Below are 25,389 nucleotides of genomic sequence, written 5' to 3'. Positions count from 1 at the left end.
AATGAGGACCTGTCTGTTTCAGCAGGTCCTCATACCGTAAGGCGAACTGAGGCAGGCGCCGGAGTACTATTCCGACACTGTTATTCTGGCGTGCGTTCTTTTGCGCTGTTATCAAAAACCGAACAGTGGATATGCGCACTCAGTGTGTGGCGCTTTACGTTGCGCATTCTTCTGATTATCTCTGTTTTCATCAACAGACATCAGACAACTTCAATCATCAGCATAACGGTATAACAAGATAACAAGGCCGGAAAGTTGTAAGGCGCTTGGAGCGTTGCCCTCACGTTACATTCCCTTGATAGGGATCAATATCGTTACCGATTTTATGGGCCGGTGGGCGCGCGAAAAAAAGTTTATAAAAATTTTAAACTTCTTGAGCGCCGTCTGGGTCATTGAAGTGTACGCCACACATTTGTGCGTTCACTGCCAATGACTCAAAGGACTATTATTATGATTCGCGACGACCGTATCGCCCCAGGTGCCCCTGTGTACCACGAAACTCATGCAGCGGCTCCGCTGCTTAAACGAATCTCCTGGAGTGCGATTCTGGCCGGTGTTGTTCTGGCCATGGTTGTTTCGCTGCTGTTGAATCTGTTGGGGACGGCAATCGGAAGTGCCAGTATCGATCCCATGCAGGAAGCCAATCCACTGTCCGGCATTGGTACGGGTGCAGGTATCTGGGTAGTGGTCAGCTCGGTTATTTCTCTGTTCGTCGGTGGTTGGGCGGCAGGCCGTCTGGCTCAACGCGAAGGCGCTTTTCATGGTCTGCTGGTCTGGGCGAGCGTATCGCTGATCACGGTCTATCTGGTGTCCAGCGCAGTGACAGGTGTCGTGCGCGGTGGCCTTAATCTGGCAGGTAGCGGTATGTCGGCACTGGGCAGCGGTATCGCTCAGGTGGCACCTGCTGTTGGCGGCAAGATTCAGGATCAGCTGCGCGCTCAAGGCATCGATTTCAACCTGGATGACATTCAGGGCGAGATCGAAACAGCCATGCGTCAGACCGGCAAGCCTGAGTTGAACCCGGACAATGTCAAGCAGGAAGCCCAGGCAACTCAGGAAGATGCGCAGAACACTGCCAAACAAAGCGCACAGAATCCTCAGCAAGCCGATGAGCAATTGGGCGGCCTGATGGACCGTATCAAAGCCAAAGGCGACCAGGCGTGGGATGCTGCCGATCGTCAGGCGCTGGTTAACCTGATCAAGGCGCGCGGCAACAAGACTGACGCCGAAGCCAATCAGATCGTCGATCAGGCTCAGGCCAGCTATCGTCAGGCTTATGCCAAGTACCAGGAGCTGAAAGCTCAGGCAGAACAGAAAGCTCGTGAAGCCGCCGAAGTGACTGCCAAGCGCGTTTCGCAAGGTGCCTGGATTCTGCTGATCACTCTGGTGATCTCGGGTCTGGTCGCGGCGGGTGCAGGTGTACTGGGTCGCCGTACTCAGCCGCCAGCCAAGGTCGTTGCTGCGGTTTGATGTAATGCGCTGTATCCAGATCTGAAGGAATGGGGAGCGTTTATCGCTCCCCATTTTCTTTTCTGGATACCGATTCTGATGTATCCAGTATTGTTGGGTGTGTCATAAAGCTGTTTGTCATTGTACGTAAAGCGCACTCACTCAGCGCACTATCCAAAGGCGCCAGTGTCGGCGCCCGCATCTATAATTTGGCCGAGGTCACCCTACTCACCGGCCAGTAACTTCCAGTCATGCCGCAGACGTTTATCGCTCACGGCCCACTTTTCCACTTTCCAATTCCTGTTCGGGTGGCTCTACCGCCTGGATCATTGCGGAACGCTCAAAAATCAAATGTGCTGACAACGCGTTATTTGGGAGGTCGCTGATCTCAACTGTGGCACCTGTGTCATCAATGCTGCTCACGGTGATGCGCTTCCCCGACAGCAAATCGTCTAACGACTTGTCTTGCTCCAATGGAGCGTCTTTCATTCCTCTCGGGCTGTCTGGCGTTGTATCCACGAGCGTGTTGGAGACGGAGTTGCGACCAAAACGAGCCACTCTCACAATAACGCCGTTGACAAATGGGTCGTCCGGGGACCAGCTTTCAAAGCCTGGTGAAAGCGCACGAAACTCCAGCGTCAGATAGCTACCATCGCTGCGATACAGGTGTAAGCCTCTGACGACCGAGGCGGTGGCTTCTTTAAACAAGGGCGCAATTTTATACGTTCCATTTTTAATCACTTCAGTGAACTGTTGATCTGTAAGCCAGCCTGCATAGTACAGATAAGGAATAGGATAAAGACGTGACCCTCCGCCATTCAGGGTATCCGAGGGATCACCGCTGTCAGTGACGACGCACTCATTGCCACTGAGTTGCACAACATTTTGACGGTACGAACAACGTTCCAACGATTTCGCGTGCGGCCCGCCGAGACTATGACCAAACTCGTGTTGCCACATCCACGGCTTCCACCCCGAACCATTACCCATGGCCCAAGAGCCCGGCCTTGCAGCAAGCCCCGCCCAAAAGCATGACGTTGAAGGAATTTCGACGGCGACGTAATTATAACTGCTTGCGTCAAATCCTCTTTCGCGCGCGAGGTTTATGGCTTTATGCCTCAGCTCATCTGATGGGCAATCCGAAGGTAGCGGACCCAGGTCCAGGTCCGTCACCGTATCCACCTTGAACGTTAGTTGTCCGCCGGAGGCCATACGAACCGCGTTGATGAACGAATAGTTATCGCCAGGGCTGCCCACAAAGCCCTGTTGAACCTTTGCGAGGTCGGTAGCGGGTTCATTACTGTATTTTGCATGCAGCAGCAGAACTGTCTTGTCCCCTGTGAAGGGGCGACTGGGGATGGAAGGGACCGCCAGCTCGAACTGCCACGTCACTGCAGGCGACTGTACCGCCGGCACCATCTGGACCGTATCTCCTGAAAAACCTAGCGTCTCCTGGCCACCCAGATCGTTTCGGTATTTATTGCCTAGAATAAAACCAGGCACAGAAACGAGCAGGGGTCTGCTATAACTCCACGAGCGTTGCGAGGTATAGCCACTGCCTTGACAATCCATCATTTTGACAGTGGAGCCCAGACACTTTTCTCTTTCTCCGCCGGCCAGTGAACGATTGGTCAGCTTGTCGTATCCCGCCGCGATCAAGGACATCCGCCAGTCTTGCCTGGCGTCACTCTTGCAGGGAGAAAATTCGACATCGACGTTATTGGGAGACAGCGCGAGACACGTTTCCTGCCCCCTCTCAACGTTCCTGATATACCCATAGCGTTTGGCGATCATCCAGTTCACTCCGTCGTCCCTGGGACTACCGAATACTAACTGTTCGTCTGCATTGCTGTGCAGATAGTTGTCATATCCTCGATCGCTAATGTATTTATTTGATAATAGACTCGGGGTGTTGCCTTCTCTGCTCCAAAGACGCTTGGACTGATAGTCATTACCGTCAGCACTGGCGCAGGTTGCCATTTTGACGCTGTTTTGATTCTCTGCAAACAAGCACATTTGTTGCTGAAATTCGCCCAGAGCTTTGTTTTTTATATACAGCCTTGGCCCAACTGGAGTGAAAAGCCATTGCTGAGTGTGCCGGCCTGTGCAGGTTTCCAGCGCCACGGAGGTCGCGTCATCGACCAGCGTCAAGCACTTTTCGCTGCCCCGAATGGTGTTGACTATCTCCTCATAAATAGGTTGAGTGATTGTCCATTCTGCGGCGGCCTCTTTGGCACTGCCAAATACCAACTGCTCGTTTTCAGCGCGACTCAGGTAGTGATCAAACCCCAGATCAGCTATATATTTATTCGACAATATACTTGGCGTTTTTTCGTTTCGGCTCCATAGCCGCTTGGACTGGTAGTCATTACTGTCAGCACTGGCGCAGGTGGCCATTTTGACGCTGCTTCGATTGACCGCAAACAAACACATTTCCTGCGCTGACCCGCCCAGCGCTTTGTTCTTTATATAAAACATGTTGCCCGATGAAATGAAAATCCACTGCTGACGGTCTGTGGTGTCACACACCTGCAGTGACACAGCGCTCAAATCACTGTCGAGCGCCAAGCACGCGGAGGTGCCGTGAGACGTGTTAAGTATCTGTTCATAAGGATTCATCTCTGCGGAGAAGGCACTCGAATGAAAAAAACACAGCAAGGATAAGTACGCAAACGCCAGTAATGTTTTCATGACACTCCCTGTATCGTGGTGGCGTAGTATCCCTTACGCCGTTCATTTTTACTTATTCCAAAACGACTTCACCCTCAGCACCGGACTGAACCAATGGGGCGGTAAAGTCCGGGCATGTACCACGATAAGTCATGGTGTCTATAACATTAGCAGCTCCGCAACGTGACTTGACTCAGTCGATGAGCGGTGCGCTCATGGTGTCGAATGTAGGGGGGAGGCGCGTGCGCAGCGTTCAACATTTTTCGTTTATACCTTCCCTTTGCAAAGGGCTGTATTGGCATAACAGTTTCCAGTCTGCGACCCGTACCGGCCTGAAAGAACAATCATGAAAATCCTTTCACTCAACTTTATCAATTTTTCATATCTCATTGACCAGGCATCGACGTCTTGCTGATCAACCTGTCCTTTGGCAACAGGCAGCGCCAGCACAGTCGCTGTTTGCTGAACAGGTCAGGCATGCGGAGCGAATTGATGAGCCAGGGTGACAAATCCAGAGTGACGAATACCAGGGCGTTGGTGCCTTCTGGCGGCAGGCGCAGCAATGGGCTGTATGCTTCTATGAGTTCACGCATACTTTCGCCGTTATTGCTGCTGCTGAGTGCCTTGCTGTTTTTCTTCGCACTGGGAAATCACCAGTTGCAGAACTCGACAGAGCCACGCGTTGCTGGCATCGCCATGGAAATGCACCTGAGCGGCAACTGGATTACGCCGAAGCTGAACGATCAGCCTTTCCTGGAAAAACCACCGATGAGTGTGTGGCTGGCATGCCGGGGGAGGTGATTTCGCCGTGCTGGTGTGCGAGTCCGTGCAACACAAACGCATTGTGCTGGCTGATTGGCTGCGCCCGGCAATGTTCACGTTGCTGGGCCTGACCCCGCTGCTGTGCTGGTTGTGTTTCCTGTATAGCCAAGGCGGTGTGCAGGCCTTGAAGGATGTTCTCTGGACCAATAGCGTCGGCCGCTTCAGTGGTTCGTTCGAAGAAGCGGGGCATTATGAGCCTGCCTATTATTACCTGACAAAACTGCCCGAATCCTTTTTACCATGGAATGTCCTGGTTTATCTGGGACTGTGGCACTTGCGCAAGCAGCTAATGGCCAACCGTTATCTGCTGTTTTTCACCCTGTGGTTGAGTGCGCAGTTCCTGCTGTTATCGCTGGCTTCCAGTAAACGCATGGTTTATCTGATGTCGTTGGCACCCGCCGCGGCGGTTATTGCAGCGGAATATGCGTTTTTTCTGGGCGAGCGATTGCAGGCTCGGTCGGGTGATTCTTCGTTTGCGGCGCTTATCAGTCGCAATCAAAAAGCAATCATTGCCGCCGGAGTCGTGCTGATAACGGCAGGTTATCTGAGCGCAGCCGTATAGCGGGTACCACGAGCAGACCGGCAGTTGTCATTTCTGCCGTTGACCGACAAGGTTCACGCCCTGCAGTTGCAGGGACGGCAGGTTGCTTTGTTCCAGCCCAGTGAACGGCTGGCAGGGGCCATCGTGTTCTATAGCCAGAGCTTGCTTGAAACACTCGCTTCTGACAGGCAACTGAACAGCTTTCTTGCAAACGCCGACAAAAACGTCGCCGTCATGGAAAGTCTGCAGGTGCCGAGGCCACCGCTGCGGATTATTGACAGCGTCAAGGTCGGAGAGCGTAGTTACTATTTTGTCAGCCAGGCACCAATGGCTGTCGATAACTGACGGCCACCCAGCATCGTGATCGGCGCTGAGCTGTTATACGGCCTGGCCACTGACCACGTCGTCGTAATGCGTCCACTGTTTCTGCGGGATCGGCAGGTCGCACGATTCACCTCGACCCATGGGGAAGTAGTGGAAACCTCGTTTTGCCAGCCGTTCCGTGTCATACAGATTCCGGCCATCGAAGATGACGGGCGCGCTGAGCCGCTGCTGTATCAGCTCAAAGTCCGGAGCTTTGAACTGCTGCCATTCGGTGCAGATGATCAGTGCGTCTGCATCGTTGAGCGCCGATTCCGGTGTTCCCATGAGAATCAGGTCCTTGCGATGACCATAGATGTGCTGGGTTTCCTGCATGGCTTCCGGGTCAAATGCCCGAACGCTGGCACCGGCTTCCCACAGTGCTTCCATCAGGACACGGCTGGGGGCATCGCGCATATCATCAGTGTTGGGTTTGAATGCGAGGCCCCACAAGGCAAATGTCTTGCCGCGCAGGTCGCCCTCATAAAAAGCATTGACCCGCTCGAACAGTTTGTTCTTCTGCCGCTCGTTAATTGCCTCGACGACCGACAACAGGTCGTTGGAGCAGTGGACTTCTCTGGCGCTGTGGATCAGCGCGCGAATGTCCTTGCCAAAGCATGAGCCACCATAGCCGCAACCCGGATAGATGAAATCGTAACCAATGCGTGAGTCTGCACCGATGCCCAGTCGCACGGACTCGACGTCAGCGCCCAGATGCTCTGCCAGCTCGGCGATCTGGTTGATAAAGCTGATCTTGGTCGCCAGCATGCAGTTGGCGGCGTATTTGGTCAGTTCTGCGCTACGCAGGTCCATGAACATGATCCGGTCATGATTACGGTTGAATGGCGCATACAGCTCGCGCATGACTTTGCGCACCGCTTCATTTTCGCAGCCGATGACAATCCGGTCCGGTCGCCGACAATCGTTGACCGCCGAGCCTTCCTTGAGGAATTCCGGGTTGGACACAATATCGAATTGCAACAAGCGACCGGCGTGACGCAGCGCTTTGTCGATATGGCCTCGCAGGGCATCTCCACTGCCGACCGGCACGGTGGACTTCTCGACGATAATCAGCGGGTCACATCGGTGTCGGGCGATAGCTTCGCCTACTGCGAAAAAACCGCTCAGATCGGCCGAACCATCCATTCGGGAAGGCGTACCGACCGCAATGAAAAGCACCTCGGCGTGGACCACCGCCAGTCGCTCGTCGGTGGTGAAGTGCAGGCGCTCATGGTCCAGGTTGTCGCGCACGAGATTGGCCAGGCCAGGCTCGTAAATGTGCACCTGCCCTTGACGCAGTTGATCGATTTTTTCCTGGTCAATATCCATGCAGACAACATCATGGCCGACTTCGGCAAGTACGGTCGCTTGTACCAGGCCTACATATCCGCTACCGAAAACGCTGATTTTCATGGGAAAGATCCTGAGTGGGTGAGCTGGGGATGCGGCGCAGGTTGATGGTCAGGACACCTGTCACGATCAGCGTGACACCCACAGTTTTCGATACCGTGAACGTCTCGTTGAAAAATGGCAGTGCAGCGGCCAGCGTATAGACCAGCGCATAGCTGATACTGAGCAACGAATAGGCACGGCTCAGAGGCAAATCGCGAAGCGCCAGCAGCCAGAAAAGCATGGAAAATGCATAGGCTGTGATCGAGACGCAGATGACGGCGACAGCGCCGGACTCGACCTGCGCGGCAGCCTGCAGGTTGAGCCACTGTCCGGGCGAGGGCAGGCGGCTCATGCTCCAGCGCATGCCTAATTGCGCGCCGCTGACCAAGCCAACGCTGGTCATTGCGCACATGATCGCGCGGCGGCGGCTCATGCCTGGTGCCCCAACTGAAGTACACCGACAAGGATCAGCGCGATACCAAGCCAGTGTTGCGGATCAACCGGCTCTTTGAAAACATAGCGACCCACCAGTGTGATCAGTACGAAGTTGAGGCCCAGCATCGGATAAGCGATGCCTACCTCCATGCGTTGCAGTACCAGTAGCCAGGTCAGCAGACCCAGCCCGAGGAAGACCATCGCCAGCCAGAGCCGCTTCGAGCGCAGTGCAGTCAGCACGCCGGGAAATGCACCGCGCCAGCCTTCCACTGCGTACTTCTGTTCGATCTGGCCCAGGCACGTCAGCAGGCATGCGCTCAGCAGCATCAGCCAGGTCATAATGTTGACTTCTCGTAAATGAGGATGACCAGGTTGCCTTCTTCGTAGCGCATGCTGCTCTTGGGAAGTCGCTCAAGCTCTTGCTGCTCTTCATCGCTCCTGCCACGCATGATGACGCCGACCCGGCCGTCGCTGCGGGCGTTAGCCAACCAAGTGTCGATGTCCTGCAAACGGACTTTCCGGTTCTGCGCGTCCGGATAACCCAAGCCGTATTCCAGTTCGCCCCAGGTATTGAACAGGGCGATTTCCGGTCGTTTCAAACGCCACGACAACGCAGAGGCAGCGCCCAGATCATTGCTCAGCAAATGTGTGCAGGCTGCCAGCTCCGCGTGATGCCTGGCGATAAACTGGTCGGGAGTCTTGTTGTACACCACCTCGTTCGGTAGCGCCGTGGGCAGCAAGGCGATCAGCAACCAGCTGCCCACTGCCGGCATGGCCCAGAAGGTCAGGGGCCGGATGCCCTGCAGGGCGCAGGAGAGCGTCCACCCGACAAGCACGATGACCGCCAGCAGCAAGTGCATCGGTTCGTTTTCGTACACGGGCTGCTTCAATTGCAGGTAAATCAGCGCCAATAGCCCGAGAAACGTCACGGTCGCGTTCAGTATTCCGTTAACGCGTAACGCCGTGCCCCGGCCCTGATTGAGACATTCGACCAGAGCGTCGGCCATCAGCAGCGCTACAGGCAACAGGCAAGGCAGTATGTAGGTCGGCAATTTGCCTTTGCTCAGACTCAGAAATGCCAGCGGCAGTACCAGCCACATCAGCAGGAAGGCAGTCTCGGACCGACTCTTTTGTTGCCACGCCTGCTTCAGCGTCGTCGGCAGCAGCGCTGCCCACGGAAGGCAGGCCGCTACCAGCAGAGGCAGATAGAACCACCAGGGTTGGGCATGCTGCGCATTGTCCCCGGCGAATCGGCGAATGTGTTCGTGCCAGAAAAAGTAGCGCCAGTAGTCAGGCTCTTGCCGGTACACGGCCAGCGCCCAGGGGAGGCAAAGTGCAACGGCAATCGCCACCGCGAGCGGGCCGAACCTGAACAGCTCAGCCAGCCGTCTTTGCCACAGCATGTAGGGCAGAGTGATGATGACCGGTAGCGCCCAGGCCAGAAATCCCTTGGTCATGAAGCCTATGCCGCAGGCCACGCCGACCAGCGCCCAGGCAATCAGACGGGCGCGGCCGATGCTGTGCACGGCGTACCAGAACGTTACCAGCGTGGCGTTGGTCCAGAGGGTAAATTGTGGATCGAGATTGCTGTAACCCGCCTGGCCGGCAACGAAAGCGAAACTCATGAACAGCAGAGCGCTGGCAAAACTTTTGCGCGGGTCGCCCCAGATTTTTCCTGCCAGCAGGTAGGCCAGCAAGATGCTTAAACCTGTGCTTAACGCCGAGGCGATGCGCACACCGAACAGATTCTCGCCAAAGACCGCCTGGCCAAGGGCAATCAGCCAGTAGCCGGCAGCCGGTTTTTCAAAGTAACGCAACCCCATGAAGTGCGGCGCGATCCAGTTGCCGCTGTGCAGCATCTCCTGGCTGATCTGGGCATAGCGGGTCTCATCGGGAATCCACAAGCCGTGGAAGCCAAGTGGCAGCAGATAAGCCAGCGCGAACGCCAGTAACAGCAGTGCGCAGTCACGGTGTCTGCAGTGCATCACTGTTGTACCCCCAGCCAGCCTTCGCGACGGGGCAGGTGGCCGCGAACAAGGTGTCCGCAAGGCAGCGTTTCAATGGACTCCGGCAGCAGTCGGCCCAGCGGTTTGAAGTGGATTTCCCGGGCATTGGCTTGCCGTAACAACTGCCTGAAGCCATCAGCCATGAGGATGCCCTCAACTTCAGCGTGAATCGTGTAAACGTTGAGCTTTCGCGCAGAAAAACGGCTGAGAATATAGTCGTTGAACGCTCCCGGCTGGAGTTGCGGGCCCACCACCTCATCGAAGGTTGGCAAGTCCACCGGAATCTGAGGTGCGCCGAGGCTGCCATCGGCCAGTTCTGGTCGAAACAGGCTGGTGCCGCGGCAGTCGCTGTTGTAGCGAAAGCCGAAAGCCTGTTTGGCCTGCACGATATGCTGATCGGCACGCCAGCCTGCTGCTGCCGAGCAGATCACCGGGTTGCCCAGAATGTCGCTCAGGCAATCGACGCCCCGGTGTATCTGTGCGGTCAACTGTCTGTCGTTCCAGCGCCCGGCATTGGCTTGCCAGCCATGATGATCCCATGCATGCAGGCCGACCTCGTGACCTGCATCCAGCGCCCGGCGCATCAGCGGGCCAAGGTCTCGTCCGATCGGTTTGCCCGGCCAGGCAGTGCCCGCCAGCAAAATGTCCCAGCCATACAGGCTCGCTGCCCTGGAGCGAAGCATCTTCCAGAAAAACGCGGGGCGTGCCAGGCGCCACAGATGGCGGCCCATGTTGTCGGGACCGACGCTGAAAAAGAACGTCGCCTTGAGCCTGGCTTCGTCAAGTATGTCCAGCAGTCTTGGCACGCCTTCGCGGGTGCCCCGGTAAGTGTCGACATCGATTCTCAGGCCTGCGTGCATCAGCGCTGGCCCGCCTTTTCAGCCATGGCTTCGCGAAGGAAGAAGTCCAGGGTTTTGCCGATGGTCTCGCCCAGCTCGATACCGGGAGTCCAGCCAATCAAATGCCGGGCGTTGTCGACGCTCGGTTTACGGTGGCTGACATCCTGATAACCCTTGCCATAAAAGGATTGGCTTTCAACTTCGCGAAATCCTGCAAACGGTGGAAAGTTGCCGCGCAGCGGGTGCGCTTCGAACTGGCGCAATAGCTCCTCACCCAACTGGCGGATGCTGGCTTCATTGTCGGGATTGCCGATGTTGATAATCTGACCGTTACAGCGGCCATCGCGATTTTCAATAACCCGCGCCAGCGCCTCGATGCCGTCGGCGACGTCGGTGAAACAGCGTTTCTGGGCTCCGCCATCCACCAGCCGGATCGGCGTACCTTCCACCAGATGCAAAATCAGTTGGGTGATGGCCCGGGAGCTGCCAATACGCGCCGAGTCCAGTCGATCAAGACGGGGACCCATCCAGTTGAACGGGCGAAACAGGGTAAACTGCAAGCCTTTCTGCCCGTAGGCCCAGATAACGCGGTCCAGCAGTTGTTTGGACACTGAGTAGATCCAGCGTTGTTTGTTGATCGGGCCAACAACCAGATTCGAGGTGTCTTCGTTGAAGCTGGCGTCCTGGCACATGCCATAGACTTCAGACGTCGACGGGAAAATAACCCGCTTGTTGTATTTCACGCAGTAACGGACGATCTTCAGGTTTTCTTCGAAATCCAGCTCGAACACCCGCAGTGGATTGCGGGTGTATTCAATCGGCGTGGCGATTGCCACCAAGGGCAATACCACATCGCATTTCTTGATGTGATACTCGATCCACTCGGTATGGATGCTGATATCACCTTCGATGAAGTGAAAGTTCGGCTTGGTGCGCAAACGCTCGATGGCGTCCGAACCGATGTCCATGCCGTAGATCTCGTAACGATCGTCCTGCAACAGACGCTCTGAAAGATGGTTGCCTATGAAACCGTTAACGCCAAGGATCAACACACGTGTACGGCGGGCCGGGCGACGCTTCTCTGTCTCCATCAGTTGCGAGCCTTGCACCAGACCGAACTCGCGAGCCAGCTGCGCGCCACTGAGGTATAAGCCGTTGTCGCCGCGCTGCCCTGCATCGATCACCAGCGAACCCTCGCCGCAGGCAATACGTAGCGGGTCTTGGCTGATGACCGTACCAGGTCTGTCGCCAGCGCTCCGTGCTTCGACACGGGCAGCCCAGACAATCAGCCTGTTCTCGCCTACGGGGTAAAATGCGCCAGGGTAGGGCTGTGTCACCGCACGGATCAGGTTGTATAGCTGGGTGGCCGGAAGCGCCCAGTCGATCAAGCCGTCGGCCGGCGTACGGCGACCGAAGCAGGTTGCAAGGGCTTCGTCCTGAGGCGTGCCTGAAAGTTGCCCGTGGGCAAGCAGCGGTAATGTTTCGCCAAGCAGGTCGGCAGCCGCTTCACGCAGCTTGCCATGCAGCGTCAAGGCCGTATCGGTAGCACTGATCGAGACCCGCTGCTGAGCGAGTATCGGCCCTGCATCGGCACGTTTGACCATTTGGTGCAGGGTTACGCCGGTTTCACTTTCGCCGTTGACCAGGACCCAGTTCGCCGGCGCACGTCCGCGATAGCGCGGTAACAGCGAGCCGTGCAGGTTCAATGCGCTTTTTTTTGCGCAGGCCAGTAACGCATCGCCGAGAAGCTGGCGGTAATAGAAGGAAAAAATGAAATCCGGGGCCAGCTTGCCGATGCGCTCCACCCACAATGGATGATTCGGGTCTTCAGGCGCATGCACTGGAATGCCATGCCGAGCGCATAACTGAGCCACAGAGCCGAAGAAGGTTTTTTCCCTGGGGTCGTCGGCATGAGTAAACACTGCAGCGATTTCATAACCTGCGCCCAGCAATGCTTGCAGGCCGACACAGCCAATATCGTGATAAGCGAAAACGACAGCTTTAGGACTCATGGCGCAACCTTGTTTGTATAGGGAGTTACAGAGGAATCAATGCTGTCGGCGGCGATACCCGACGAGCTGCGCGCGATCTTTTCGATGAAGAAACGCGGGCGCGCACGGACATCGCTGTACATCCGGCCGAGGTACTCACCCAGCAGTCCCATGCCGATGAACTGTCCTCCGGTGAATACGAACAGCACGGCAAACAGCACAAAAGTGCCGTCACCGGCCCATGACGCCCCGAAAATCAGGCGCAGAACGATCAGTACGGCAGCGAATAGAACACCGAGAAACGCCATGCTGAAGCCGATTATGCTGAGCAGGCGCAGCGGCGTAGTGGTCATGCAGGTGATCAGGTCGAACATGAGGTTGACCAGACGCATCGGGCTGTATCTGGAATCGCCATGTTCGCGTTCGGCGTGGTCGACCAGCACCTCGGTCGTGTGCCGTGCAAAGCTGTTTGCCAGGATCGGAATGAAGGTGCTGCGCTCCCGACAGGCCAGCATCGCATCGACTATCGTGCGTCGATACGCCCGCAGCATGCAGCCATAATCGCTCATGGCCACGCCGGTGGAACGCTGCACCGCCAGGTTGATAAGTTTTGATGGCCAGCGTCGCCAGGCAGAGTCCTGGCGATTGTTGCGCACGGTGCCGACCACGTCGTATCCCTGTTCGGCGAGCGTCACCAGACGGGGAATTTCTTCGGGAGGGTTCTGCAGATCGGCATCAAGGGTGATCACCACGTCACCTTTGCATTGCTCGAATCCGGCCATGATTGCGGCGTGCTGACCGTAATTGCGGTTCAGTATGACCGCAACGAAGGGACTGCTGGCCCGTTCTGCAGCCTGCTGCAGGATTTCTGCCGAGTCGTCACGGCTGCCGTCATCCACGAGGACGATTTCGTACCGGTGATTCAGTTGCTCGCAGGCTGTTTCAGTGCGCCGCAACAGCTCGGGCAGACTCTGTCGTTCGTTGTAGACAGGAATGACGACAGACACGAACTTGATTGGATACGGTTTCAATGGCTGGATTCCACGATCGATTCGATGGCACCGACAACCCGCTCGGCATCATCGAGCGTCATGTCAGGGAACAGGGGGATAGAGCACAGTCTTGATGAGTTCCATTCGGTGTCGGGAAGGCAGATATCAGGGAATCGCTTGCGGTAATAGCTGTGCAGGTGAGTGGCGATGAAGTGGATGCCGGTCCCGATGTTCCGGACCTGCAAAGCCTTCATGAACGCATCGCGATCCAGCCCGCAACGCTTGCGATCAATGCGCAGAATGAACAGGTGCCATGCATGGTGCTGGGCATGGCGGGGCAGGGACAGAGGCAGCACAGGGCTTGCAGCCAGCCGTTCGAGGTAATGGCTGGCGAGCGCATGGCGCTTTGCATTGATTGCATCAAGGCGTTGCAGCTGCACCAGCGCAATGCTGGCGTTGATGTCGGCCAGGTTGTATTTGAAGCCGGGTTCCATGACTTCGGCCTGGGGCTTGCGACCCAGAGTCAGGCGGTCGTAAGCGTCGACCCCAAGGCCATGAAATTTAAGCTGGCGCACCTGATCGGCCAGTCGGGCATTGTCAGTGACGAACATCGCACCTTCGGCACAGGTCAGGTTTTTGATTGCATGAAACGAAAATATCGCAGTGCCCTGCTTGCCGACCGGACGGCCTTTGTAGCCAGTCCCGACTGCATGCGCCGCGTCTTCGATCACGGTGATGCCGTGTCGGTTTGCCACTGCATAAAGCGGATCGAGGTCGAATGCGGCTCCGGCGTAATGTACCGGTATGATCGCTTTGGTTCGGGGTGTGATGGCTGGCTCTATCAGTGCTGCACTGCTCATCAGGGTGTCTCGGTCGACATCCACAAAAACCGGCGTGGCCCCTAACAGGCAGATCATGTTGGCGGTCGACACCCAGGTTTGCGACGGCGTAATCACTTCATCGCCAGGCCCTACACCCAGTGCCAGCAACGCAATATGCATCGCCCCGGTGGCGGACGACAACGCAACCGCGTGTTGTGCGCCAACCCGTTCGGCGAATTGCTCCTCGAGCTTCTGACATTCCGGTCCGGTCGTGATCCATCCGGAACGCAGCACGCGCGTCACCGCAGCAACTTCTTCATCACCGATGGACGGCCGTGAAAAGGCAAGAAACGCTGTGCTCATCTATAGCTTCCTCATTTTTCGGCAGGACAATTCAAGCCGCGGACAGGTGAACGCAAAACAAAAGTGTCCGACCCCGGACAGTGCTTATTAAGAGAATGGCACCGCAACGGTAGTCGCCAACTTATAAAAATAGTGTGGGCAATGTGTCGGTTTTTCATTCCTTTTTATCGTTCGCAAGGCATAGGGTAGGGGCTGATTTATTACGGTGGCAATATGGCAATGGCTCTATGTAAAATTATTAATGTGCTGCACAGATTTAATTTAACGAGTGGTGAATGGACAGCTGAAGTTCAGGTTCGCCGTGCTACGGTTGGCTGTTTATATCGCGTTATAACGCTGTTTAAAAATAAGCGCCGCAGCGTATTAAATACACTGTCTCTCGGCGCAGAAAACGGCGGTGCCGGCAGAGTGTGCCGGGTCAATGGGTTAAAACAGTGGTTTATAACAAATGCCGCTGCGTATCACTCTTTTTATTGTGCGTCATGATGGTGTAATAAAGTCATGGTGCCCCTGCTTGAGTATCGAGTAGTCGCCTCCATCGACTCTCAATGGATCTTCAACTATGCCTGCACCCTTGACGTTTGTAGAAACTTCCTCCGATCTGCCGACCGAGGCCGATGTGGTCGTGATTGGCGGGGGAATCATTGGCGCGTTTACAGCCTATTACCTGGCCAGGCGCGGCATGAACGTCGCCCTGGTCGAAAAGGGCCGGATCGGCGCTGAACAATCGAGCCGCAACTGGGGCTGGTGTCGGCAGCAGAATCGAGACGCACGCGAGCTTCCAATGGCGACCAAAAGCCTTGAATTATGGGAGCAGTTCAGCGCAGACACAGGTGAGCAGACAGGCTTCACGCGATGCGGTCTGCTCTATTTAAGCAATAGCGAGGCAGAGCTTGCCGGTTGGGCGCGCTGGGGTGAGTTTGCCCGCAGCGTCAACGTAAAGACGCATATGCTGAGCGCGCAACAAGCTGCCGAGCGCGCCAAAGTCACGGGCAAACAGTGGAAGGGAGGTGTCTTTTCACCTACTGACGGTATCGCCGATCCTTCCCGTGCTGCGCCAGCAGTTGCTCGTGCAATCATGGCGCTGGGCAGCTCGGTCCATCAGGGATGCGCCGTACGTGGCATAGAGACTCAGGGCGGTCGACTGTCGGCAGTTGTCACTGAAAAAGGCAGCATTCGCACTCGCATTGCAGTCCTTGCGGCGGGTGCCTGGGCGTCTTCGTTCTGCCGCCAGTACAGCATCCGTTTTCCTCAGGCCACCGTCCGCCAGACCGTGCTTTCCGTTTCTCCACCTTGTCACGAACTGCCCAGCGCATTGCACACGGCCGGTGTCTCCATGACACGCCGCTTTGACGGGAGTTACACGCTGGCGATCAGCGGAAGAGGGCGAGTGGACGTGACACCCCAGTTACTGGGTTTCGCCACGAAGTTCCTGCCCATGTTTCAGCGCAGGTGGCGCAACCTTGCGCCTGGCGGACTCGACGGCATACGTGCCGGTCATGAAAGCTGGAAGCGCTGGCGTCTGGATGAGACGACGCCGATGGAAAGAATGCGCATTCTCGACCCCAGGGCAGACCTCAAGGTTGTCGAGCTGACTTACAGGCGTGCGGTCGAACTCGTCCCGTTTCTCAGCCAGTCATCTGTTACTGCGGCTTGGGCAGGCTACGTTGACAGCACGCCTGACGGTGTTCCGGGAATCGGAGAAATGGCCAGCCTTCCAGGATTGGTGCTGGCAGCCGGGTTCAGTGGTCACGGTTTCGGCATTGGGCCGGGTGCTGGCCATCTGATTGCCGACATCGTCAGTGGCGTCACACCCATCGTCGATCCTCGGCCGTATCACCCGGACCGTTTCAACACCTCGGCCTGGGGCAAGGTCGCAGACTTCTGAGCGGGTTGGGCAATGTGAGCAGCTGCGCGACCTGGCCCGCGCGCAGCGTTCGATCAATAAGCCGCGACCAGCCCGTCTTTCCTTGGATCAGTCCCGCCCACATATCCATGCGCGGTGCGCTGGATAATCTGCGCACCGCCAAAGGCAAATACACCGCTTGGTTCTTCGACATCAATGGCATGCCCCTTGGCGCGCAATGCGTTGATCACTTCAGGGTCAAACGCACGCTCCACTGCCACTTTCAGGCCGGATTCGATCCTCCAGCGCGGTGCATCGGCGGCGGCTTGAGGGTTCTGCTTATAGCGCAGGATGCGCATCATCATCTGTAAGTGGCCCTGCGCCTGCATCGGGCCGCCCATCAAGCCGAATGACATCAGCGGCGTGCCGTCAGCATTCATGACAAAACCGGGGATGATCGTGTGGAACGGGCGCTTGCGCGGTGCAACGTAGTTAACGTGCTGCGGATCCAGAGAGAAGCCTGCGCCGCGGTTCTGCAGGCTGATCCCCGTACCGGGTACAACGACACCCGAGCCGAAGCCCATGTAGTTGGACTGGATGAACGAGATCATCATGCCGTTTTCGTCTGCCGCTGACAGGTACACCGTGCCGCCCGGTTTTGGCGAACCGTGCCCGGGGTTGGCGGCCTGATCGGTGACCAGTCCCGCGCGCTCCATCAGGTATGCCTTGTTGAGTAAATCCATTGCAGGAACGCGCATGTGATCGCTGTCGGCGACATGTTCGTCGAGGTCGGCCAACGCCAGCTTCATTGCTTCGAGCACCGAGTGAACCGTCTCAAGGCTGTCCACCGGGTGCTCGCCGACGCCCAGTGCTTCGAGCATGGTCAGGCCGGCGAGGGTCGCAATGCCCTGGCCATTCGGTGGGAGTTCGTGAACCACAGCACCTGCGTATGGCACTGACAGGGTGTCGATCCAGTCCACTGTGTGCGTTGCCAGATCGTCGAGGCTCATTACGCTGCCATTGGCGTTGGCATGGGCGATGATCGCTTGCGCCAGTTCACCGCGATAAAACGCTTCCCCTTTGGTCTGCGCGATCAGTTCCAGCGTGCGGGCGTGGTCCTTGAGCTGGATTTTCTCCCCGGCCATGGGGGCCTTGCCACCTGGCATGAAGCACTCGGCAAAGCCCGGTTGGTCCTTGAGCAGATGCGAGCCGCGTTTCCATAGCTCGGCGATGATCGGCGTCACTTGATAGCCATCGCGCGCATAGCCAATCGCCGGTTCGGCCAGAGCTGCGAAGGGCAGTTTGCCATAACGCGCTGACAGCTCCACCCAGGCCGACACCGCACCCGGTACGCTGACCGCAGGCCAGCCGCGTTGCGGCATCTGGCTCTGGCCTTCGAAGTATTCAGGGGTCCAGGCTTGTGGCGCGCGGCCGGAAGCGTTCAAGCCTTGCAGTTTGCTACCGTCCCAGACAATGGCGAAGGCATCGCTGCCAATCCCGCAACCGGTGGGCTCGACCACGGTCAGCACCATGGCCGCTGCGATCGCGGCGTCCACTGCGTTGCCGCCACGGCGTAACATGTCCAGCCCGGCCTGAGCGGCCAGAGGCTGGGAGCAAGCGACCATGTTGCTGCCCATCACCGGCGAGCGAGCCGAAGCGTAGGGTTGGCTGTAATCCAGATCATCGAACATAAGCGTTTCTCTTTGACAGAAGACGAAAGGTTTAGCCCTTGGGGTCCAGCGCATCGCGCAGGCCGTCACCCAACAGGTTGAAACACAGGACCGTGATGTAGATCGCCACACCCGGCGCAATCGACATCCACGGAGCCTGCTCCATGAAATTCTTCGCAGTATTGAGCATCGATCCCCAGGACGGCGACGGCGGTTGCTGGCCCAGGCCAAGGAACGACAGGCTGGCTTCAGCCAGAATCGCGGAAGCGATGGTCAGCGTTGCCTGCACTACCAGCGGCGACATGACGTTGGGCAGGACGTAGCGCAGGATAATCCAGCGATCCGGCAGACCGATGGCGCGGGCACCTTCCAGATAATCCTCATGCTTGATCGACAGCACCTGGCCGCGGGTCAGTCGGGCAAAGATCGGCATGGCGGACAAGCCGATGGCGATCATCGCATTGGACAGGCTTGGGCCCAGAAAGGCACCCAAAGCAATGGCCAGGACCAGAAAAGGGCAGGACAGCAGCGCTTCCATGACCTGTGAAATGATCATGTCCAGCTTGCCCCCAAAATAGCCTGCCAGCAGCCCCAACGGTACGCCGACGAACATGGCGATGGCCACCGAGACACCGCCCGCCAGCAGCGAGCTGCGGGCGCCATACAGCAGGCGTGAAAGCAGATCGCGACCCAATTCGTCGGTACCCAGCCAGTAGATCAGCGAAGGGGCTTTGCGTACGGCGAGGAAGTTGGCTTTGAGTGGGTCGTGCGGCGCGATCCAGGGTGCCAGAACGGCTGCCAGGACAAACAGCAACAATACCGCCGCGCCAATCACGGCACCTTTGTTAGCGAGGAATTTTTTCAGGAACGGTGAGCGGCTGCGGGGCAGGGTCGCGCTGTGCGGGAGGCTGGCAATAGCGGTCATCAGGCAGTCCTCAGGCGTGGATTGATCAGGCGGTAGAGCACGTCGGCTAGCAGATTCAACATCACGAAGCCAATCGCGACACACAACACCACACCTTGCACCACGGCATAGTCACGGTTGAATACCGCGTCGACGATCATCTTGCCGAAACCTGGAATGCTGAACACTTGCTCGGTCAGCACCGCGCCGCCGAGCAGCTCACCAAACAGCAAGGTCGTGAGCGTGACGATGGGCATCAACGCGTTGCGCAACGCATGCCTGAAAATCACCGTGCGCGGGAACAGGCCTTTGGCCCGGGCTGTGCGCACGTAGTCAGTGCGCAATACTTCCAGCATGGCGCTGCGGGTGTGGCGCATGAGTATTCCCGACAGCCCTGCACCCAACACGAATGCTGGCAGTATCAGGGTCTTCAGGTTTTGCCCGAAGTCCTCACCCATCGGCACAAAGCCGGAGGCGGGCAGCCATTGCAGTTTCACTGCAAAGACCATGATCAGCAGGATGCCCAGCCAGAAGTGCGGAATGGAAATGCCCGACAGCGCTATCACGTTGGCACCGTAATCCACGGCGGAGCCTTTGCGTACCGCCGAAATGATTCCGGTCGGAATGCCTATCGAAAGCGCAATCAGCAAGGCCAGCACAGCCAGTTCAATGGTGACCGGCAGCTTGGACGCGAGCAACGTAGTTACCGGTTGTTCGGTGCGCAGCGAGGTGCCGAAGTCGCCGGCCAATACGTTGCCGACCCAGTTCAGATACTGCAGGGGGATCGGGTCATCGAGTCGATACTTGTCGCGCAGGTATTCCATGACCACCGGATCACGTTCTTCCCCGGCCATCGCCAGCACCGGGTCACCCGGCAGCAGCTTTTGCAGGGTGAAGACGAACAGCGAAACCAGAATCAGCGTCGGTATCGAGCCGAGCAGGCGTCGCAGGATGAACATCAGCATACCGGAACCTCGCAGTTGCGCCCGTCAGTCATGGCTTGAACGCGACATTGGTCAGACGAATCAGACCGTCCGGGTTAGGGACGAAACCGGTCACGTTATTACGCAGGGCAATGATTCGCGGATCGAAATACAAGTAGGCGGTCGGCACTTCATCGGCCAGTAAACGCAAGGCTTCGTTGTACAGAGCCTGGCGTTGTGCAACGTCGTTTACAGTGCGCGCCTGGTTGAGCAGTTCGTCGAGCCTGGCGTTGCAGTACTTGCCGTCGTTCTGGCCGCCTTTGCAGGTCACGAACTGATGGATATCGCCATCCGGATCCGGGCGACCCGACCAGGCGCTCATGCCGATCTGGAAGTTACCGCTCTGTTGTTCGCTAAGCATCGTGGCGTACTCAGTCGCAACCAGGTTAACCTTGAAACCCGCTTCTTCCGCCATTGCCTGAATGATCTGCCCTACCTGTTGCGCAATAGGGTTGTTGGCCACTTTGAGGTCAACTGCCAAAGGCAATTTCACACCGGCCTCAGCCAGCAGCGCTTTGCTTTTTTCGATGTCGCGCGCCGGGATCGGCAGATCCTTGTCGTAATACGGACTGTTTTTCGGGAACGGCTGGGCACTTGGCGCATACAAGCCCTCGAACACCACCTGGTTAATGGCATCGCGGTCTATGGACAGCTCGAACGCTTTACGTACGCGTTTGTCCTTGCCCATCGGCGAGTTGGCTTTTTCACCATTGCCGATGTTGAACATCAACTGCATGTAGCCCAGGCCTGGAGTGTTGTAGATCGCCAACTTGCTGTCGCTTTTGACGGTCTTTACATCAGTGGGTGCAACGCGCTCGATGATGTCAAGGTCGCCGGAACGCAGGTTGGCGAGGCGCACCGAGGTATCCGGAATGGGCAGGAACACTACTTTGTCGAAATGGTAAGCCTGCTTGTTCCAGTAGTGGTCAAAACGCTCCAGAACGATTCGATCCTGCTGCACGCGCTGCACAAATCTGTAAGGACCTGAACATACGGGGCTGGAGGCGAAATCGCCCTGAGCAGCTTTCGGCGCAAGCATCATCCCGGCACGGTCCGAGAGCTGCGAAACCAGCGTTGCATCGGCTTGCTTTAACTTGATGGCGATGGTTTTTGCATTAACCACTTCCACGCTGTCCACCGAGGCAAGCTCGCTTTTGCGCAGGGAGTCGGGGAGGGTGCGCGCGCGGTCCAGGTTGAACTTCACCGAGGCGGCATCAAAGGGCTCGCCGTCGTGGTACGTAACGCCTTCGCGCAAGCTCATGGTCAGGGTTTTGCCATCCGCACTCCAGTTCCATGCCGTAGCCAGTTGTGGTGCATACGTCAGGTCCGGATTGACGTCCACCAGCTTGTCGCACAATGCGGTGTAGACCAGTCGACCGGAGTAGGTACGCGAACGATGCGGATCAAGCACATCGGGATCGTCCTGAATGCCGATGCGCAACGTCGATTCGGCAAACGCGGCGTTGGCGGCCAGCAATAACAATGTTCCTGTCATGACGCGTGCGATTTTCATGGCTGGCTCTCCACTGCAAGGGATTGATGGGTCTTGAACAGATTCAGGCGCTGCGTGTATGCAGCGCTGGGTGTTGTGATTAACGTTCCGCTGCCTGCATTGGCGAGCTCTCGCCAGAAGTGGCAGGCCACCTGGCGTGTGGTGTCGACTGTTTCCATGACTGGCGCTGCTTCCTTGCACAGTGCGCGGGCATGCGGGCAACGGGTATGAAAACGGCAACCCGAAGGAGGGCGGCTCGGGCTTGGCATGTCTCCGCCGAGCAGAGGACGTGGCTGGCGCTGGTCGGGATGACTGACCGGCACAGCAGCCATCAGCGCCTGCGTGTAGGGATGCAGAGGGTTTTCGAACAGCGCGTTGACCGGCGCCAGTTCGACGATTTCACCCAGATACATCACCGCCACGCGGTCACTCATATGGCGGATCACGGCCAGTCCATGAGCAACAATCACAAGGGTAAGGCCGAACTGATGTTTGAGGTCTTCGAGCAGGTTGACCACTTGTGCCTGCACCGAAACGTCGAGCGCCGACACCGGCTCGTCACCGAGTATCAAACGGGGCTCGGAAGCCAGTGCGCGAGCAATGCCTATGCGCTGGCGCTGACCGCCGGAAAATTCATGGGGATGCCGACCGCTGTGTTCCGGGGCGAGACCTACTGTGCGCAATAACTCAGCGACCCTGGCCTGGCGGTCACTGCGGCTGGCTTCGCTGTGCAGCCAGATCGGTTCGCCTACGATGGATTCCACGGTCATGCGCGGATTCAGCGACGCAAACGGGTCCTGGAAAATGATCTGTAAATCTCGACGTACCTGACGCAGTTTTTCCGGCGGCAGGTTGGCCAGGTTACGGCCTTCGTAAATCACATCACCTGAAGTTGGCTGCAGCAGATTGAGCAGCAGGCGGCCAAGGGTTGATTTACCCGAGCCGGATTCGCCCACCAGCGCCAGCGTTTCGCCTTTGCGGACAGACAAGTTGACGTTATTGACGGCCTGCACCGGTGGCTTCTTCGCCTGGAACAGGCCGCTTTCAACGGCAAAGTGTTTGCTAAGGCCGATGCTCTCGAGAATGGGTTTCTGCACACTGCCGCTCGTGCTGGCGATATTGTGTTCGGAAAGGCTCATGCACTGACTCCCACATGCTGTTCCAAAGGCGCTCGGATGCACGCGGCGAAGTGTCCTGGAGACAGCTCGAGCAGCGGCGGACGCTCATCTCTGCATTGCTGGATCACGAACGGGCAGCGACCGGCAAAGCGGCAACCCGCTGGCATTTCTGCCGGCGTCGGTACCCGGCCGTTGATCGTTGCCAGACGGCCTTCGCGAGGGCCAATGGATGGCATCGAACCCATCAGGCCGATGGTGTAGGGATGCTGCGGATCGTCGAACAGTGTTTTCACCGGGCCGCTTTCCACGACGCGTCCGGCGTACATGACCATGACGTCATCGGCTACTTCGGCGACCACGCCCAGGTCGTGAGTGATCAGAATCATCGCTGTGCCGGTCTCGGTCTGCAGGTTGGCGATCAGCGAAAGGATCTGCGCCTGAATAGTCACGTCCAGCGCAGTGGTCGGCTCATCCGCAATGATCAGTGCAGGATCATTGGCCAGCGCCATGGCAATCATGGCGCGTTGACGCATGCCACCCGAAAGTTCATGCGGGTAGGCGTCCAGCCGCTGGCGAGCGTCCGGCACGCGGACCTTTTCCAGCATGTCCAGAGCCCGCTGGCGGGCGGCCTTGTCTGAAAGCCCCTGATGACGCATCACGCTTTCAGCAATCTGCTCACCGATGGTGAAGACCGGATTCAGAGAGGTCATCGGTTCCTGGAAGATCATCGCCATGCGGTTGCCGCGTACATCCAGCAGTCGATCTTCGGACATGCCCAGCAAGGCTTCATCTATCAGTAAAGAGTCACTGGCACCGACCTTGGCAGTCGCTGGCAGCAGGCCCATCAGTCCCATTGAGGTCACGCTTTTGCCGCAGCCGGACTCGCCGACGATGGCGAGGGTCTTGCCGCGATTGACGGAAAAAGAAACGCCGTCGACAACGTTGGCGGGCGCACCGTCAAAGCGAACGGTCAGGTCCCTGATGCTGAGCACTGTGCTATCGACGGTTTCTGCGGGGTAGGCGGTGGCGCTCATGAGCTGGCCTCCAGATCTTGATTGATGACGTTATCCAGCGCTTGTTGCAGCGCCCGTAAATGACCGCGCATGGCTGTGGCTGCCTTGATCGGATCTCGGCTTTCAATAGCGGTAACGATGTCGTCGTGATCGTGGCTGTAAGTGTCGAGCCGGTCGGCGTTGCGCGCCCGTTGGCGCAAATCACGCCAGGTTGGGTCCAGACGGATCGCATCGAGCATTTCGAAGATATCCAGCATCAATCGATTGCCCGCTGCTTCAGCAATGGCTCGGTGCAAGGCGCTGTCCCACAGCTCAATGCCTTCGGCATCGGTCTGCTCGGCAACCTGCTGGCGAGTGGTGCGCTCGGCAAGGCGGCGCAGAATCGCCATTTGTTCGCCATTGGCCCGTACTGCGGCCAATGAGGCGAGTGCCGGTTCCAGGTGCAGGCGAGCCTCCATGACCTCACTGAAATTGGTCCGGCCGGACAGGCGGGCGAAGCTCATGGCGGCGCTGGGTGGGGTCGGTCCGACAAAGGTCCCTTTGCCTTGCCGCCGCCAGATCTGGCCTTCAGCCTCGAGTACCGACAGAGCTCGACGAATCGCCCGTCGGCTAACACCGAAGTCGGCAGCCAGGTCCCGTTCCGTGGGCAACGCTCGCTGCGGGAATGCAGCTTGCTGGGCAACGATCTGGCGCAAGGCATCCAGTGCCAGTTTTGAAGAGTTGTCGATAGGGGTGTCAGGGTCGAACCTTTGCATCGTGGTACTCGCGCCAGACCAGAAAAAAAGTGCCCTGAGCTGCCTACAGGCAGAGATTCACGGCAAAGGGGAGAGTGCAAGAGCGATGCCAATGAAAATTGGTTCGGCCAGTTTTGAGCGGCAATAAGTCTGCTGATTAACAGTGATCAAGGCTTGATGGCCAATTCTCAATGGTTCTCCAAGTAGGTTCAGGGTATGAAAGAGGATTGGTTCGCTGGCAGGTGAACCAATTTTTCAGGTGGTACGGACTTTTTGCATCAATGCGGGCATGGTGCGCCAGTGAGGCGCGCATTTTGTAGGCAGTTACCCAGCGCTACCGAAGCCGAGCAGTCTTACTAGTAAGCACAGGATTCGTCAGAGCAGTAAGGACTCGCGACAAGCCTGTAGCGGTTTGGATGTATGGCTGACGAGGCGATAGGGCACTTAATAAGTAAGTCTGCCAGGTAGCTAACGGGATAACTCAACTAAATGGTGGTTTAGTTGAGTTGGAACGGGTAGTTGCAAGGGACGCGGAGCGGCGGTAGAGGTCGACTGACTTTAACAGGTTTCATGACACATTGCGGTTGCCTTCGTTTTGTTACCCGGCCGACATACCGCGCGGGCTATAAGCTGCGCTGACACTGTAATCCGCCGTATTAAAGGCTGGATTTACACGCCCGCAATGTGTCATGCCGGTAAGAGGATAACCATGTTGTAACTTCGGCTCGGACAGGTGAATACGCAAGCTTTAATGCTGAGGCCAATCCCATGCTTGAAGCGCTCGATTTAGCGCTCGTTTTCAAGGCGTAAACAGCCTGGCTCGGTCAAGTGGATCCGCGGAGCTTTAAGCCAGGCCACCAAGCCAGCATTGACGTTCCTGTCTTGGCTGTATCCCGAATAGCTGCAATGTGCGGTAGCCCTTGAGTTTTTTTAATCGCATCGGCTGTC

At 57.3% G+C, this 25,389-nt stretch carries 20 protein-coding genes and 1 pseudogene; 4 read left to right on the top strand and 17 right to left on the bottom strand.

Annotation, left to right across the window (positions count from 1 at the left end):
• Positions 1–450: 450 nt before the first annotated feature.
• Entirely contained in the window at positions 451–1,470 is a 1,020-nt protein-coding gene (locus MME58_RS14045) for a hypothetical protein (protein ID WP_054984210.1), read from the top strand.
• A gap of 243 nt (positions 1,471–1,713) precedes the next feature.
• On the opposite strand, the gene MME58_RS14040 is transcribed toward MME58_RS14045, so the two are convergent.
• Both MME58_RS14040 and MME58_RS14035 read right to left on the bottom strand, forming a co-directional pair.
• Entirely contained in the window at positions 1,714–4,140 is a 2,427-nt protein-coding gene (locus tag MME58_RS14040; protein WP_055005045.1) for an RICIN domain-containing protein, read from the bottom strand.
• Between the two features lie 365 nt (positions 4,141–4,505).
• Complete coding sequence (locus tag MME58_RS14035) at positions 4,506–4,712, bottom strand: hypothetical protein (RefSeq protein ID WP_054984212.1); 207 nt, start codon at positions 4,710–4,712, stop codon at positions 4,506–4,508.
• Here MME58_RS14035 and MME58_RS14030 point away from each other — a divergent pair.
• Positions 4,699–5,827, top strand: a pseudogene (locus tag MME58_RS14030) (hypothetical protein). The gene MME58_RS14035 and the pseudogene MME58_RS14030 overlap by 14 nt on opposite strands.
• Positions 5,828–5,860: 33 nt before the next feature.
• Here the strand turns inward: MME58_RS14030 and MME58_RS14025 are convergent.
• The 8 genes from MME58_RS14025 to arnB are packed head-to-tail and all read right to left on the bottom strand — an operon-like array spanning position 5,861 to position 14,681.
• Positions 5,861–7,255, bottom strand: a complete 1,395-nt coding sequence (locus tag MME58_RS14025) for a UDP-glucose dehydrogenase family protein (protein WP_054984213.1) — start codon at positions 7,253–7,255, stop codon at positions 5,861–5,863.
• Entirely contained in the window at positions 7,233–7,637 is a 405-nt protein-coding gene (gene arnF, locus MME58_RS14020; RefSeq protein ID WP_054984214.1) for a 4-amino-4-deoxy-L-arabinose-phosphoundecaprenol flippase subunit ArnF, read from the bottom strand. Before arnF ends, MME58_RS14025 begins: the two co-directional genes overlap by 23 nt.
• Before the next feature lie 26 nt (positions 7,638–7,663).
• Entirely contained in the window at positions 7,664–8,008 is a 345-nt protein-coding gene (arnE, locus tag MME58_RS14015) for a 4-amino-4-deoxy-L-arabinose-phosphoundecaprenol flippase subunit ArnE (protein ID WP_054984215.1), read from the bottom strand.
• Entirely contained in the window at positions 8,005–9,654 is a 1,650-nt protein-coding gene (arnT, locus tag MME58_RS14010) for a lipid IV(A) 4-amino-4-deoxy-L-arabinosyltransferase (RefSeq protein WP_055005046.1), read from the bottom strand. Before arnT ends, arnE begins: the two co-directional genes overlap by 4 nt.
• Positions 9,654–10,538 carry a 4-deoxy-4-formamido-L-arabinose-phosphoundecaprenol deformylase gene (gene arnD, locus MME58_RS14005; protein ID WP_371913035.1) on the bottom strand — a complete coding sequence of 295 codons (885 nt, stop codon included), beginning with the start codon at positions 10,536–10,538 and terminating at the stop codon, positions 9,654–9,656. Before arnD ends, arnT begins: the two co-directional genes overlap by 1 nt.
• Complete coding sequence (gene arnA, locus MME58_RS14000) at positions 10,535–12,526, bottom strand: bifunctional UDP-4-amino-4-deoxy-L-arabinose formyltransferase/UDP-glucuronic acid oxidase ArnA (RefSeq protein WP_055005048.1); 1,992 nt, start codon at positions 12,524–12,526, stop codon at positions 10,535–10,537. The genes arnD and arnA overlap by 4 nt, the downstream gene beginning before the upstream one ends.
• Positions 12,523–13,536 (bottom strand): undecaprenyl-phosphate 4-deoxy-4-formamido-L-arabinose transferase, encoded by a 1,014-nt coding sequence (arnC, locus tag MME58_RS13995; protein WP_055005049.1) that lies wholly within the window; start codon positions 13,534–13,536, stop codon positions 12,523–12,525. Before arnC ends, arnA begins: the two co-directional genes overlap by 4 nt.
• Entirely contained in the window at positions 13,533–14,681 is a 1,149-nt protein-coding gene (arnB, locus tag MME58_RS13990) for a UDP-4-amino-4-deoxy-L-arabinose aminotransferase (RefSeq protein ID WP_055005050.1), read from the bottom strand. Before arnB ends, arnC begins: the two co-directional genes overlap by 4 nt.
• A 213-nt stretch (positions 14,682–14,894) precedes the next feature.
• Between arnB and MME58_RS13985 the strand changes: the two genes are divergently transcribed.
• A complete protein-coding gene (locus MME58_RS13985; protein WP_147479893.1) occupies positions 14,895–15,167 on the top strand; it encodes a hypothetical protein in 273 nt (90 codons plus the stop codon).
• 76 nt (positions 15,168–15,243) lie between these two features.
• Positions 15,244–16,569, top strand: coding sequence for an NAD(P)/FAD-dependent oxidoreductase (locus tag MME58_RS13980; protein ID WP_055005051.1), 1,326 nt, complete (start codon positions 15,244–15,246; stop codon positions 16,567–16,569).
• A 53-nt stretch (positions 16,570–16,622) separates the two neighbouring features.
• On the opposite strand, the gene MME58_RS13975 is transcribed toward MME58_RS13980, so the two are convergent.
• From MME58_RS13975 to MME58_RS13945, 7 genes are read right to left on the bottom strand one after another with little or no spacing between them, the layout of a single operon-like run.
• The gene (locus MME58_RS13975; RefSeq protein WP_055005052.1) at positions 16,623–18,218 is read right to left on the bottom strand and encodes a gamma-glutamyltransferase family protein; all 1,596 of its coding nucleotides are present in this window, start codon (positions 18,216–18,218) and stop codon (positions 16,623–16,625) included.
• 31 nt (positions 18,219–18,249) lie between these two features.
• On the bottom strand, positions 18,250–19,122 hold the full coding sequence (locus MME58_RS13970; protein ID WP_055005053.1) for an ABC transporter permease: 873 nt from the start codon (positions 19,120–19,122) through the stop codon (positions 18,250–18,252).
• Positions 19,122–20,066 (bottom strand): ABC transporter permease, encoded by a 945-nt coding sequence (locus MME58_RS13965; protein WP_055005054.1) that lies wholly within the window; start codon positions 20,064–20,066, stop codon positions 19,122–19,124. The genes MME58_RS13970 and MME58_RS13965 overlap by 1 nt, the downstream gene beginning before the upstream one ends.
• A 28-nt stretch (positions 20,067–20,094) precedes the next feature.
• Positions 20,095–21,597 (bottom strand): ABC transporter substrate-binding protein, encoded by a 1,503-nt coding sequence (locus MME58_RS13960; protein WP_055005055.1) that lies wholly within the window; start codon positions 21,595–21,597, stop codon positions 20,095–20,097.
• The gene (locus MME58_RS13955) at positions 21,594–22,715 is read right to left on the bottom strand and encodes an ABC transporter ATP-binding protein (RefSeq protein WP_055005056.1); all 1,122 of its coding nucleotides are present in this window, start codon (positions 22,713–22,715) and stop codon (positions 21,594–21,596) included. Before MME58_RS13955 ends, MME58_RS13960 begins: the two co-directional genes overlap by 4 nt.
• Positions 22,712–23,728: an ABC transporter ATP-binding protein gene (locus MME58_RS13950; RefSeq protein ID WP_055005057.1), complete on the bottom strand. Its 1,017-nt coding sequence runs from the start codon at positions 23,726–23,728 to the stop codon at positions 22,712–22,714. Before MME58_RS13950 ends, MME58_RS13955 begins: the two co-directional genes overlap by 4 nt.
• Positions 23,725–24,462, bottom strand: a complete 738-nt coding sequence (locus tag MME58_RS13945) for a FadR/GntR family transcriptional regulator (protein WP_055005058.1) — start codon at positions 24,460–24,462, stop codon at positions 23,725–23,727. Before MME58_RS13945 ends, MME58_RS13950 begins: the two co-directional genes overlap by 4 nt.
• Between the last annotated feature and the right edge of the window lie 927 nt (positions 24,463–25,389).

This window comes from Pseudomonas syringae pv. tagetis (assembly GCF_022557255.1).
In the GTDB taxonomy this organism is placed as follows: Bacteria; Pseudomonadota; Gammaproteobacteria; order Pseudomonadales; family Pseudomonadaceae; genus Aquipseudomonas; species Aquipseudomonas caricapapayae.
This window is presented reverse-complemented; position numbering and strand designations above follow the sequence as displayed.